Annotated in this window: 12 protein-coding genes; 4 read left to right on the forward strand and 8 right to left on the reverse strand. The window is 67.4% G+C overall.

Going from position 1 to position 13,181, the window contains the following annotated elements:
• The first annotated feature begins 61 nt into the window (after positions 1-61).
• The 3 genes from G6N67_RS07475 to G6N67_RS07485 are packed head-to-tail and all read left to right on the forward strand — an operon-like array spanning position 62 to position 2,864.
• A complete protein-coding gene (locus tag G6N67_RS07475) occupies positions 62-796 on the forward strand; it encodes a (Fe-S)-binding protein (protein ID WP_036435691.1) in 735 nt (244 codons plus the stop codon).
• Positions 793-2,259 carry a LutB/LldF family L-lactate oxidation iron-sulfur protein gene (locus G6N67_RS07480; protein ID WP_036433255.1) on the forward strand — a complete coding sequence of 489 codons (1,467 nt, stop codon included), beginning with the start codon at positions 793-795 and terminating at the stop codon, positions 2,257-2,259. The genes G6N67_RS07475 and G6N67_RS07480 overlap by 4 nt, the downstream gene beginning before the upstream one ends.
• On the forward strand, positions 2,256-2,864 hold the full coding sequence (locus G6N67_RS07485; RefSeq protein ID WP_036433254.1) for a LutC/YkgG family protein: 609 nt from the start codon (positions 2,256-2,258) through the stop codon (positions 2,862-2,864). Before G6N67_RS07480 ends, G6N67_RS07485 begins: the two co-directional genes overlap by 4 nt.
• A gap of 68 nt (positions 2,865-2,932) precedes the next feature.
• Here G6N67_RS07485 and G6N67_RS07490 read toward each other — a convergent pair whose 3' ends face one another.
• The 5 genes from G6N67_RS07490 to G6N67_RS07510 are packed head-to-tail and all read right to left on the reverse strand — an operon-like array spanning position 2,933 to position 9,904.
• Positions 2,933-3,925: a LacI family DNA-binding transcriptional regulator gene (locus G6N67_RS07490; protein WP_036435690.1), complete on the reverse strand. Its 993-nt coding sequence runs from the start codon at positions 3,923-3,925 to the stop codon at positions 2,933-2,935.
• Positions 3,926-3,942: 17 nt separating this feature from the next.
• Positions 3,943-5,394: a rhamnulokinase gene (locus G6N67_RS07495; protein WP_036433252.1), complete on the reverse strand. Its 1,452-nt coding sequence runs from the start codon at positions 5,392-5,394 to the stop codon at positions 3,943-3,945.
• Positions 5,391-7,427 carry a bifunctional rhamnulose-1-phosphate aldolase/short-chain dehydrogenase gene (locus G6N67_RS07500; RefSeq protein ID WP_036433249.1) on the reverse strand — a complete coding sequence of 679 codons (2,037 nt, stop codon included), beginning with the start codon at positions 7,425-7,427 and terminating at the stop codon, positions 5,391-5,393. Before G6N67_RS07500 ends, G6N67_RS07495 begins: the two co-directional genes overlap by 4 nt.
• Positions 7,428-7,430: 3 nt before the next feature.
• Complete coding sequence (rhaI, locus tag G6N67_RS07505; RefSeq protein ID WP_036433247.1) at positions 7,431-8,594, reverse strand: L-rhamnose isomerase; 1,164 nt, start codon at positions 8,592-8,594, stop codon at positions 7,431-7,433.
• Positions 8,591-9,904, reverse strand: a complete 1,314-nt coding sequence (locus G6N67_RS07510) for an MFS transporter (protein WP_036433245.1) — start codon at positions 9,902-9,904, stop codon at positions 8,591-8,593. Before G6N67_RS07510 ends, rhaI begins: the two co-directional genes overlap by 4 nt.
• 273 nt (positions 9,905-10,177) lie before the next feature.
• Between G6N67_RS07510 and G6N67_RS07515 the strand changes: the two genes are divergently transcribed.
• On the forward strand, positions 10,178-10,627 hold the full coding sequence (locus G6N67_RS07515) for an STAS domain-containing protein (RefSeq protein WP_036435689.1): 450 nt from the start codon (positions 10,178-10,180) through the stop codon (positions 10,625-10,627).
• Positions 10,628-10,834: 207 nt separating this feature from the next.
• Here G6N67_RS07515 and G6N67_RS07520 read toward each other — a convergent pair whose 3' ends face one another.
• The 3 genes from G6N67_RS07520 to G6N67_RS07530 form a co-directional block, all read right to left on the reverse strand.
• On the reverse strand, positions 10,835-12,049 hold the full coding sequence (locus tag G6N67_RS07520; RefSeq protein WP_036435688.1) for a CaiB/BaiF CoA transferase family protein: 1,215 nt from the start codon (positions 12,047-12,049) through the stop codon (positions 10,835-10,837).
• 61 nt (positions 12,050-12,110) lie between these two features.
• Positions 12,111-12,845: a FadR/GntR family transcriptional regulator gene (locus tag G6N67_RS39475; protein ID WP_051578761.1), complete on the reverse strand. Its 735-nt coding sequence runs from the start codon at positions 12,843-12,845 to the stop codon at positions 12,111-12,113.
• A gap of 13 nt (positions 12,846-12,858) precedes the next feature.
• Positions 12,859-13,179, reverse strand: a complete 321-nt coding sequence (locus G6N67_RS07530; protein WP_036433243.1) for a putative quinol monooxygenase — start codon at positions 13,177-13,179, stop codon at positions 12,859-12,861.
• Positions 13,180-13,181: the final 2 nt, after the last annotated feature.

Raw genomic sequence — 13,181 nt, forward strand, 5'->3', positions numbered from 1 at the left:
TTTGACTGGTGTGGTCAGACCTTACGCGATAGTGTGGTCAGACCACAGCCTAGGAGTGTTCATGCGAATCGCCCTGTTCGCGACCTGCCTGGCGGATGCCCTCTTCCCGCCTGCCGCAATCGCCACCGTCGAGCTCCTCGAACGGCTCGGCCATGAGGTCACCTTTCCGCAAGGTCAAACATGTTGCGGCCAAATGCACATCAACACCGGCTACCTCAAGGAGGCCGTCGCCGTCGTCCGCAACCACGTCGAGGCGTTCGAGAGCGCGAACTGCGACGCCGTGGTGGCCCCGTCGGGATCGTGTGTGGGCTCGGTGCGCCACCAGCACGCCATGGTCGCGCGGCGCGCGGGCGACCAGGAGCTGGCGACGCGCGCCGAGGCGGTCGCGGCACGGACGTACGAGCTGTCCGAGTTCCTGATCGACGTGCTCGGCGTGGACGACGTCGGCGCCTACTATCCGCACCGCGTCACCTACCACCCGACCTGCCATTCGCTGCGGATGCTCGGCGTGGGCGACAAGCCCCTGCGCCTGCTGCGCAACGTGCGCGGACTCACGCTCGTGGAACTGCCTGCCGCGCAATCCTGCTGCGGTTTCGGCGGCACCTTCGCGATCAAGAACTCGGACACCTCCACCGCGATGCTGGCCGACAAGATGGCCCACATCCTCGACACCGGCGCCGAGGTCTGCAGCGCGGGCGACTCGTCGTGCCTGATGCACATCGGTGGCGGGTTGAGCCGGTTGCGGTCCGGCGTGCGGACCGTGCACCTGGCGGAGATCCTGGCGAGCGCGTCATGACGACGTTCCTCGGCACCCCCGGAGTGGGCAATCTCCGTGGCACCGAATCGTTTCCGGCCGCGGCCCGCACCGCGCTGGCCAACTCACAGTTGCGCCGCAACATCGGTCACGCCACGCACACCATCCGCGCCAAGCGCCTCAACGCCATAGCCGAATGTCCCGACTGGGAGGATCTGCGTGCCGCGGGCAGCGCGCTCAAGCAGGACGTCATGGCGCGCCTGCCGGAGTTGCTCGAGCAGCTCGAACGCAACGTCATCGCGCAGGGTGGCGTGGTGCACTGGGCCCGCGACGCCGACGAGGCCAACCGGATCGTCACCGACCTGATCCGCGCCACGGGCTCCGACGAAGTCGTCAAGGTCAAGTCGATGGCCACCCAGGAGATCGGCCTCAACGAGCACCTGGAAGCCGAGGGCATCGCGGCGTTCGAAACCGACCTGGCCGAGCTGATCGTGCAACTCGGCCACGACAAGCCCAGCCACATCCTGGTGCCGGCGATCCATCGCAACCGCGCCGAGATCCGCGAGATCTTCGAACGCGAGATGCCCGACGCCGGCGACCTCACCGACGAGCCGAGGGTGCTGGCGATGGCGGCTCGCGCACATCTGCGGCGCAAGTTCCTCACCGCGAAAGTCGCTGTGAGCGGCGCGAATTTCGGGGTGGCCGAGACCGGCACGCTCGCGGTCGTGGAGTCCGAGGGCAATGGCCGGATGTGCCTGACGCTCCCGGAAACCCTGATCACCGTCATGGGCATCGAGAAAATCGTGCCGACGTTCGCCGATCTCGAAGTGTTCATGCAGCTGCTCCCCCGGTCGTCGACGGCCGAGCGCATGAACCCGTACACCTCGATGTGGACCGGTGTACATCCCGGCGACGGCCCACGCGAATTCCATCTGGTGCTGCTCGACAACGGCCGCACGAAGGTGCTGGCCGACGAGGTGGGCCGCGCTGCGCTGCACTGCATCCGGTGTAGTGCGTGCCTCAATGTGTGCCCCGTCTACGAGCGCACGGGCGGGCACGCCTACGGCTCGGTGTACCCCGGTCCGATAGGCGCGATCTTGAGCCCGCAGCTGACCGGGACCACCGGCCATGACGATCCCAACGCGAGTCTGCCCTACGCGTCTTCGCTGTGCGGCGCGTGCTTCGAGGCGTGCCCTGTGCGCATCGACATCCCGTCGATCCTCGTGCATCTGCGCGCCGAACAGGTGGATTCGGAACGTGACGGGATTCCCTCCGGGCAGGATCTGGCGATGAAAGCCGCCGGGTGGGCCATGGCGGGCGCACGACGCTTCTCGTTGGCCGAGAAGGCGCTCGGCGCCGGCCGGTTGCTCGCCGGCAGGGACCATCGCATCTCGACGTTGCCGTGGCCTGCGTCGAAATGGACTGCCAGTCGCGACATTCCCGAGCCACCCCGCGAAACGTTCCGGCAGTGGTGGCAGCGCACGCACGAAGGGAGCGGGCAGTGAGCGCAGCACGCACCGCGGTGCTGGACCGGATTCGCGCGGCCCTGGCCGCGGCACCGCCCGGACCCGTCGCGGTGCCGCGGAACTACGATCGCGCCCCGCTCACCGCTCCGGGCGATGTCGAGCGGTTCGCCGAGGCCGTCGCCGAATACCGTGCGCGCGTGCACCGCATCAGCGGATCGGACATCGCCACGACGGTCCGCGATCTCGTGGGAAACGGTGCTACCGTGGTGATCCCGAGCGATGTGCCCGACGAGTGGGTGACCGGTATGACGACCCTCGCAGACACGCCCACCTTGGGAGTCGACGTCCTCGACAGCACCGATGCAGTGCTCACCGGGTGCGCGGTCGGTATCGCGGCCACGGGAACCATCGTGCTCGACGCGGGCCCGACGCAGGGCCGCCGCGCTCTGACCCTCGTGCCGGACCACCACATCTGCGTCGTGCGCACCGATCAGATCGTCGACACCGTGCCGCAGGGATTCGCCGCACTCGACCCGACGCGCCCGCTGACGTTCATCTCGGGGCCCAGCGCCACCAGCGACATCGAACTCGAACGCGTGGAAGGCGTGCATGGCCCGCGCACCCTGGATGTGCTCATCGTCTAGGTCACTGACGTGAAGATTGCAGTCACCAGGTGGCTGCGATCTTCACCGTAAGCGCTTGGCAGCCAAGGTCAGACCGTCGACTCCCGGACGATCAATTCCGGTTGGAACAGCACGTGTTTGGGCATTCTGGCCGCCGATCCGTCGGCCGCCTCGATCAGCAGATCGACTGCGGTGGCGCCGATGTCGGCGGTCGGCTGCGCCACCGACGTCAGCGGAACCACGCCCGAGCGGGCGAATTCGATGTCGTCATAGCCGACCAACGCGATGTCGTCCGGCACCCGTACGCCGCCGATCACCGTCAGCGCCTGCAGCACACCGATGGCCAGCAGGTCGTTGGCGCAGAACACCGCATCCGGGCGCGCACCGGGGTTCCGCCCGAGCAGCGACTCCCCCGCTGCCCGGCCGGCCAGCACGGTGGGCGCGGGGGTGTCGATGCTCTCCAGCCGTGCGCCAGGGGTTTCCGCGACCACTGTCATGGCGCCTTGCCGCCGATCCCGGATCTGGCGCAGCGTGTCCGGGCCACCCACGAACGCGATGCGGCGCCTGCCCGTCGCACACAGATGCCGTACCGCCAGCATGGCGCCCGCGACGTCATCGACGGCCACCGAGTCGAACGGCGTACCAGTCCCGTCGCGGTCCACCAGGACCACGGGCGTGCCGCGATCCCGCAGCGCGGTCAACCGCTGCAGGTTCTCGCCGACCGGGGAGACCAACAGCCCGAACACCCGCTGCTCGTCGAACGCGTCGACGTAGGTTCGTTCCCGGTCCTCCTCCTCGTCGGACGTACCCAACAGCACCGTGAGATTGTGTTCGCCGGCGCGGCGTTCGGCGGCCCGGGCGACATCGGTGAAGAACGGGTTGCCGATGTCGAGCACCACCAACCCGATGCTGCGCGAACGGCCGGCCTTGAGTTGGCGGGCCGCATCGTTTCGGACGAAGCCCAACTCGTCGATCGCGGCCTGCACGCGGGCGACGGTCGCGGGCGCGACCTTGTCCGGGGAGTTGAGCACGTTGGAGACCGTGCCCACAGACACCGACGCCGCTGCGGCAACCTCGCGCATGCTCACCACGGTCACCATCACACCATCAGGGCGGCCCGATTCGTGCGCGGGACATAGCGTCGCGGGGAAAACCATCGCGCGGTGCGTTCGCGGAGCTCGGGCAGCCCGCCGCTCACGATGCCTTGGGCCCGGGCGGTCAGCAGGATGTTGCCCAGCGCGGTGGCCTCGACCGGCCCGGCCAGCAGCGGCAGGCCGACCCGGTCCGCGATGAGCTGGCACAGCAGTTCGTTCTGCGCGCCGCCACCGACGATGTGCACCGTGCGCACCGGGATCCCCGACAGCTCGGCCGCGGTGGTCACTGCGGACGCGAAGGCTGCCGCCAGGCTCTCCAGGATCGTGCGCACCACCGCTGCCGGACCGTGCGGCACAGGCAGGTCGCGTTCGCGGTACCACTGGGCGATCCGGTCGGGCATGTCACCGGGTGGCAGGAATCTCGGGTCGTCGGCGTCGAACACGTGGACCGGTGCGGGTTGCTCGGCGGCCTGCTCCAACAGCACGGCGAGATCGAAGGTGCGACCGTCGCGTTCGTAGTGCCGCAGGGTCTCACTGAGCAGCCACAAACCCATCACGTTGTGCAGGAATCGAATCCGGCCGTCAGCACCGACCTCGTTGGTGAAGTTGGCGGCGCGACTGGCCTCGGTGGTCACCGGCTGCGCAAGCTCCACACCCACCAAACCCCAGGTGCCGCACGATATGTAGGCCGACTGGTCGTCGTGCATGGGGATCGCGGCGACCGCCGATGCCGTATCGTGCGACGCCGCCGATGCCACCTCGGTCTGGAATCCCAGCTGCGCGGCGACCTCCGGTAGCAGCGGTCCCCGCCTGCTGCCTGCCTCGACCAGCTCGGGAAACAGTGTGTGCGGCAGTTTCAGTCGGTTCATCAGTTCGTGGTCCCACCCGCCGTCGAGGCCCAATAGGCCCGTCGTGGACGCATTGGTCCGCTCGGCCACGCGTTGACCGGTCAGCCAGTAGGTGATCAGATCCGGCACCAGGAGCACGGTGTCGGCCAGTTCGAGCAGCCCGTTGACGCGTTCGTCGGCGAGTTGGTACACCGTGTTGAACGGCAGGAACTGAATCCCGTTGCGCTGGTAGAGCTCTTGGGCGGTGATCACGTCGTGGACCAGTGCGACACCGCGCTCGGATCTGGCGTCGCGGTAATGCATGGGTAGTGACAGCAGCCGTCCGTCTCGCAGCAGACCGTAGTCGACCGCCCATGAGTCCACACCGATCCCGGCCAGGTTGTCGCAGGCGCGTCCGGCCTGGGTCAGGCCTGCGACGACGTGGCCGTACAGCCCCGGGATGTCAGCGTGCAACGCGGTGCGGCTGCCGTCCCACAGCGTAACCGGGCCGTTGGGGAACCGGGCGATCGTGCGCATCGTCAGCCCGTCGGCACCGAAGTCCCCGACGACGACCCGGCCGCTCGTAGCGCCGAGGTCGACGGCGACAACCTGGGCGCTCACCGCGCTCATCGCAGGAAGGCCGCGGCCACACCCGCGTCCACCGGCACATGCAGACCCGTCGTGTGGGAGAAGTCCGACGTGCACAGCGCGAACGCCGCGTTGGCGATGTTCTCCGGCAGCACTTCGCGTTTGAGCAGCGTGCGCTGCGCGTAGAACTTCCCGAGGTCTTCTTCGGCCACGCCGTACACCGCGGCGCGCTTGGCCCCCCAGCCGCCGGCGAAGATCCCCGAGCCGCGGACCACACCGTCGGGGTTGATGCCGTTGACCTTGACGCCGTGTTCGCCGAGTTCGGCTGCCAGCAACCGAACCTGGTGGGCCTGATCGGCTTTCGTCGCCGAGTAGGCGATGTTGTTGGGGCCCGCGAACACCGAGTTCTTGGAAGAGATGTAGAGGATGTCGCCGCCCATCTTCTGGTCGATCAGGGCCTTGGCGGCGGCCTTCGACACCAGGAAGGATCCGCGCGCCATGACGTTGTGCTGCAGGTCCCAGTCGGCTGCGGTGGTGTCGAGCAGGGATTTCGACAGCGACAGACCCGCGTTGTTGACCACGAGGTCGATGCCACCGAAGGCCAGCACCGTGGCGTCGACCGCGTGCTGCACCGCGTCCTCGTCCGTGACGTCGGCCGCGATACCGATCGCGACGTCGGCGTGGCCGATCTCTGCCGCTGCCGCAGCGGCCTTTTCGGCATCCAGGTCGGCGATCACGACGCACGCCCCTTCGGCCGCGAGCCGGGTCGCGATGGCCTTGCCGATGCCGGAGGCCGCGCCGGTGACAAGAGCGATGCGCGTGGCCAACGGCTTGGGCTTGGGCATCCGTGCCAGCTTGGCTTCTTCGAGCGCCCAGTATTCGATCCGGAACTTCTCCGATTCGTCGATGGGCGCGTACGTGGAGATGGCTTCGGCGCCACGCATGACGTTGATGGCGTTGAGGTAGAACTCGCCGGCCACTCGCGCGGTCTGCTTGTCCTTGCCGTAGCTGAACATTCCGACGCCCGGGATCAACACGATCGCCGGATCGGCGCCTCGGATCGCGGGGCTCTCGGGTGTGGCGTGCCGGTCGTAGTACGCCTGGTAGTCGGCGCGGTAGGCCTCGTGCAGTTCGGCCAACCGGGCCTTGCTGTCTTCGACGGTGGCGTCGGCGGGCAGGTCGAGCACCATGGGCTTGACCTTGGTGCGCAGGAAGTGGTCGGGGCAGCTGGTACCGAGCGCGGCCAGACGCGGATGCTCACTGCCGGCGAGGAATTCGAGCACGCGGGGATCGTCGGTGAAATGACCCACCTGCGGCTTGTCGGTCGAGGCCAGACCGCGGATGAAGGGCGCGAGTTCGGCTGCCTTGGTGCGGCGCTGCTCGTCGGGAAGGGCGCCGTGGCCCGGCAACGCCGCGCCGAACGGTTCCGGACGACCGTTCTCGGCGATGAACCGCTCGGCGGTCTCGATGATCTCCAGCGAGTGCGCTTCGGCTTCGGCCGACGTCGTGCCCCATGCCGTGATGCCGTGTCCGCCCAGGATGGTCCCGATCGCCTGCGGGTTGCGCCGTTTGATGTCGGCGATGTCGAGGCCCAACTGGAAGCCGGGGCGCCGCCACGGCACCCACACCACGCGGTCGCCGAAGATCGTCTTGGTCAGGGCTTCTCCGTCGGCCGCGGTGGCCAGCGCGATGCCCGAGTCGGGGTGCAGGTGATCGACGTGGTCGGCGTCTACCAGGCCGTGCATCGCGGTGTCGATCGACGGGGCCGCTCCACCGCGGCCGTGCAGGCAGTAGTCGAACGCGGCGACCATCTCGTCCTCACGGTCGACGCCGGGATACACGTCGACCAGCGCACGCATCCGGTCCAGCCGCAGCACCGCAAGGCCGTTCTCGGTCAACGTGCCGAGATCTCCGCCGGATCCCTTGACCCACAACAAGTCCACAGGCGCCCCGGTGACGGGGTCGGTGTCCGTGCCCTTGGCCGACGTGTTGCCGCCGGCATAGTTGGTGTTCTTCGGGTCCGCCCCGAGCCGGTTGGAGCGTGCGATCAGTTCGGCGACAGTAGGATTGGTCATGCGTCATGCTCCCCATGATGATTGCGTTCCGCCGATGCGCTCGGCGTTGATGGTGTCCTGATATCCCGATGCCGCGAATGCGGCCATCGGATCGCCGGGTAGGCCCCGGTCTTCGCGCCGGCGGGCCAGCGCGGGTCGGACGTCGGTGTAGAAGGCGTCCATGAAGATTCCGTTGGCCCCCAAGACGTCTCCGCTCTCCTGCGCTACGGCCAACGCCTGGGTGTCGACGAGCAGGGCCCGCGCGGTCATCTCCTGCACGTTGAGCACCGAGCGGATCTGCCCCGGGATCTTCGCCTCGACGTTGTGACACTGGTCGAGCATCAGCGCGACCTGAGAAGCCGGATCCAGCCCCCCGCCGCGCACCACCTCGAACATGACGCGGAACAGCTGGAACGGGTCGGCAGCTCCGACGATCAGGTCGTCGTCGGCGTAGAACCGGGAGTTGAAGTCGAACGATCCGAGTTTCCCGAGCCGCAGTAGTTGAGCGACGATGAACTCGATGTTGGTGCCCGGCGCGTGGTGTCCGGTGTCGAGGCACACCATGGCCCGCTCGCCGAGCGCACTCACCTGCGCGTACGAGGTACCCCAGTCCGGCACGTCGGTCATGTACATCGCAGGCTCGAAGAACTTGTATTCCAGCACCATTCGCTGTGCGGGACCGATGTGCTGGTAGATCGAGGCGAGGGACTCGGCCAGCCGGTCCTGACGGCCGCGGATGTCGCCCTGTCCCGGATAGTTCGTGCCGTCGGCCAACCAGATCTTCAGATCACGCGAACCGGTCTGGTTCATGATCTCGATGCACGCCAGGTGGTGGTCGATGGCCTTCTGCCGCACTGCCTTGTCGGTGTGGGTGAGGCTGCCGAACTTGTAGTCGTCGTCCTGGAAGGTGTTCGAGTTGATGGTGCCCAACCGCACGCCCTGCTCGGCGGCGTAGCGGCTCAGCGCCGCATAGTCGTCGACGGCGTCCCACGGGATGTGCAGGGCCACCGTGGGCGCCAGGCCCGTCAGGCGGTGCACGGTCGCGGCGTCGGCGATCTTCTCTTCGACGGTGCGTGGCGTGCCCGGGCTGCCGAAAACCTTGAACCGGGTGCCGGAGTTCCCGAATGCCCATGACGGCAGTTCGATGGCCAGGTTGTCCAGCATCGGGTGCAATGCGGGCGTGCTCATGCCACGCTCCTCTCAATCGGCTGGTCGGAAATCGGGGCGCCGTAGCGTTCGAGTTCAATCTGCCGCAACGTCTTGCCGCGGGTGGCGGGTGCGCCGACGGCGCCGATCACGAGCGCGACGGTCAACAGCGCGACGAGCAGGATGCCGACGGCCGTGAGGCCGGTGACCGCGAGCAGCGTCGGGAAGAAGTAGCTGAGCAACCCGGTGGCGGTGCGGACGACGAAGAACATGACGCCCTGGGCGCTCGCGCGGTACGGGGTCGCGAACAGTTCGCTGGCCCACAAGCTGTAGAACGCCTGAGCACCGATGCCGCTCGAAACGCCCCACAGCACCGCGAACGCCAGCATGGTCGGCACGCCGTTGTCGGTGAACGCCACCAGCACCACCCACGCGACGATGCCGAGCGCGGCACCGATGACGTAGAGCAGACGTTGGCTCATCCGGTCGGCGTACGGCATGAATCCGAAGTAGGTGGCGACCACGGTGCAGCCCCACACCAGAACCTGCAGCAGGTTCTGGGCGACCGGGCTGTGCAAGCCTGCGGTGTCGTACACGCGCGGCATGAAGATGCCGGCCTGCCCGGCCACGGTGTTCCAGAACAGGTAGATGCCGCCGAGGAAAAGCAGCGCGGTGATGTTGACCTTGCGCGAGAACAGCCCGCGCAAGCCACGCGTCCCGACCGTCGCGGCCAGACCCGCGGTCTCGTGGCGCCCTTCGTCGGTCCAGATCTGCGACTCGGCCAGACCCTGCCGGACCCACCACACCACCGCGGCGACGAGGAACAGGTGACCGAAGATCAGCCGCGACCCGGTCAGCCCCAATGGCGCCAGCCCCGCGGCAAGCGCGAATCCGACCAGCGGCCCGACGGACCAGGCCAGCTGAGCGGTGCCGACATGCTTGGCCCGGTCGGTCGACGGCGCCTGCTCGGCGATGTAGGTCCACGACGCGGGCACACCCGCACCCACGGCCATCCCCGTGATCACGAAGGCCGCGAGCAGCATCAGGTAGTTCACCGCGAAGGCCGCGAGCAGCACACCGGCCATGTACACCACCAGGTCGTAGGTGTAGATCGCCTTGCGCCCGAACCGATCACACAGCGGGCCACCGAGGATCGCACCGATCGCGGCACCAAAAGCGTTGGCGCTCAACGCTGCCAGCAAACCGACAGCGAAATTGCTGATGCCGAACTCGGCCTGCCAGAACGCGAGGCTCGTGGCGATCGCGATGATCGACCCGGCCTCGATGTAGTTCGACATGGCGACCGCGATGGTGGCCCGCCAACCGGTGGTGGACCGTGCTCCGATTTTCATGGGCTGCCTCTCCGGGGCCGGCGGTGGGAGTCTCGCTGCATTGAAACGTTTCAATACGTGATGCCGGTCACGTTAAGCCATGCGGGGTGGTCCAGTCAAGACGCCGCGGCGGTCAACGCACCCCTTTTGAGCTACCGGCCAGTACGAATTGGCGTTCTTAGCAAAGTATTAACGGCAGCTCCCAGCCGCCTTAGATTGCCCGCTTAGCGTGATTGTCAGGTTGACGCGACGGTGCTCGACCCCAACTCAGGAACCACCGACGGGAGGCTGGTCATGACTATCACGAGCAACACCCCCGCTTCAGATCGCGGCTTCAGGTACGTGAATCCTGCGCTGATCTGCGATGGGGCCTCGATGCGGGCACAGTGCCGTCAGCTCGCCACCGTGATCACGGTCAAGGGCGTCGTCGACGGCGGCAACATCGAGCGCGTCACGGACTTCATCAACCGCTACGTCCTGCCGGAAAAGCCGGTGGTGATCGACCTCAGCGGCGTGAACGGCTTTGCCCCGCATTGCATCTCACTGTTCTACGACGTCGATGAGCGGTGCTCGGCCCGCGGCGTGGACTGGGCCGTCATCGCCAGCCCGTCGGTGATCGCCGAGCTGCGACTCGAAGACGCCGGTGTCCCGCTCACCGCTTCGGTGCCCGAGGCGCTGCATCACTTCGCCGAAGGCATCCTGGCGCGCCGCCGGCTGCTTCCCCTGCTCACCAAGAGCGCCTGAGAGAAAGGCCCACCCCATGTTGATCGATATTCGCTGGCTGACCTCCCTGCTGGGCCGGAGGCGCCGCGCGCTGCATCCGCAGCTCGTCGCGCACTAGAGCAGCCCTACCGGCGGGTAAGCCGGCAACTTCAGCGCCGAGGCGACGGTTTTCTCGCGGAATTTCGATTTCGCACCGGGAATCGTCGCCTCGGCGTTGTGGGTCAGGGCCTACGCGATCGCGCCGGAATCCTTCAACGCCTCGATGCGGTCCCAGTCCAGCCCCAGTTCCATCAGCACCACCTCGGTGTGCTCGGAGGCCTGCGGCGCACACGTGGTCTCGAGCGGCTCGTGGTTGAACTGCACGGGCCCGCGCACGACCTTGAACGGTTTGCCACCGTCGGCCGCGTCCACCTCGACGATCATGTCGTTGGCGACGGCCTGCTCGTCGGACGCCAGGTCGACCAGGCTCTGGAACGGCGCCCACTGCCCCTTCATGGTCTTGAGGTGTTGACGCCAGTATTCGAACGGCTTGCTGCGGATCGCCTCCGAAATCAGCTCGGCCGCGGCCTCGGCGTTCTCGATGAGCGGCAGCACCTCGGAGAACCTCGGGTCGTCGGCGAGTTCGGCCAGGCCGAGATGCTCGAACGCGTCGCGGATGTAACCCGTGGGGCTGACGATGCACAGGTTGATGGTTCCGCCGTCTGACGTCAGGTAGTTGCCGAGGAACGGGTTGACGGTGGGCCCGATCGAATCCGGCATGAGCGAGCGCATCGTCTCACCGGACTCCATCCCCTGCGTCACGCTCGCGCCGGCAGCCCACCACGCGGTGCTCAACAGCGAGACGTCGACCTCCAAGGCCTCACCGGTGCGTTCGCGGTGGAACAACGCCGCCGAGATGCCGCCGGCGATGTTCATCCCGCCGATCGAGTCACCGAACGCGGGAATGCCTTGGGACAGCGCGCCTCCCAGGCCTTCTGGGGTCAGCGCGTGCCCGACGCCGCTGCGGGTCCAGAACGCCGTGCCGTCGAAACCACCGATCAGCCGCTCCGGCCCCTTGTCCCCGTAGGCACTGCCCCGCGCGTAGATGATGTCGGGGTTGGCCGCGCGGATGTGCTTGACGTCGAACTTGTTCTTCTGCCGCGCTTGCGGCAGGTAGTTGGTGAGAAACACGTCGGCAGTCTTGGCGATCTCGTAGAGCACTTCCTGGCCGTCGGGCTTCGAGACGTCGATGCCGACGCTTCGCTTGCCGCGGTTGGGATGTTCGATGAGCGGATGCCGGTTGGGATCGAGCTCGAAGCCACCCATGTTGATGAAGCCCCGCTGGGTATCGCCGCGGACCGGATGTTCGACCTTGATGACGTCGGCACCCCAGTCGGCGAGAATGGCCCCCGCGGCCGGGACGAACGTGAACTGTGCGACTTCCAGAACCCGGACGCCCTGCATGACCTTGATCAACGCGGCCCCTAACCGTTGGACTTACGGTAAGTGTAGCGAGATCTCTGGTTCAGGATTCCCGCAGGCTCTTGCCGTGTGCGGCCAGGGCGGCGTTGAGCCGGCAGGTCGCGCCCTCCATGTGGGCGGCCATCGCGGCAGCCGCCGCGTCGCCGTCGCGCACCTCGATGGCCTCGTAGACCGGGACGTGTTCCAGGTAGGACGGCTCTCGTGATTCCGCGGCGTCCACCACATTGCGGATCCACACCTTCAGCAGGGACGCGATGCTCGTGAGCATGTTCGACAGCACGGTGTTGTCGGTGGCGGCCGCGATACCGAGATGGAACGCCACGTCGGACTCGACGAAGGACTCGGTGTCGTGCGCGTCGCGCATTCCGTCGAGGTGCGTGCGGATCGTCACAAGGTCTGCGTCGGTACGCCGCTCTGCGGCCAACCGCGCGGTCACCGGCTCGAGATGCTTGCGGGTCTCGACCAGGTCACTGGTGCGTTGTTCGCCGACGAGCAGGCCCCACTCGACCACGCGTGGCAGCAGGCTCGAATCGGGGGGGCGCACGTACGTGCCGTCGCCCTGCCGGACCTCCAGCAGCCCGAGCAGGCCCAGGGATTTGAGCGCCTCGCGCACCACGAAGCGGCCGACGCCGAAGGACTCCGCGAGCTGCCGTTCGGACGGCATCCGGGTGCCCGGCTGAATCTGGCCCGAGAACACCGCCTCCAGCAGCGCCTTGGCCACCTCGGCGGACAGCGGTTCTCGCGGTGCCTGCTCGATCCGCGCAAATTGGTCGCCCACCCAACCACTGTACTCAACCCGTTGCCGCGGTACCGCCCAGATGTACCGGATGAGCGAACGTGTTGCGATGGCTGCCGTCGACCACGCAGCGCTTGGCCGCGTCCTGCCATCGGGCATAGTGCGGGGCGCCGCGATGCGCGACACGGAACGCATCCTCGTCGGCGTAGATCTCGTAAAGATAGAAACGCGTGGGGTTTTCCGCGTCGCGATGCACGTCGAAGGCCAGGCACCCTGGCTCGTCGCGCAGTGACGCGGTGGCATTGACGGTGATCGCGTCGAGGAACTCGTCGACGCGATCGGCGTGGACGTCGAGCATCACGAACAGCGTATACACGA

This window comes from Mycolicibacterium mageritense, from assembly GCF_010727475.1.
In the GTDB taxonomy this organism is placed as follows: domain Bacteria; phylum Actinomycetota; class Actinomycetes; order Mycobacteriales; family Mycobacteriaceae; genus Mycobacterium; species Mycobacterium mageritense.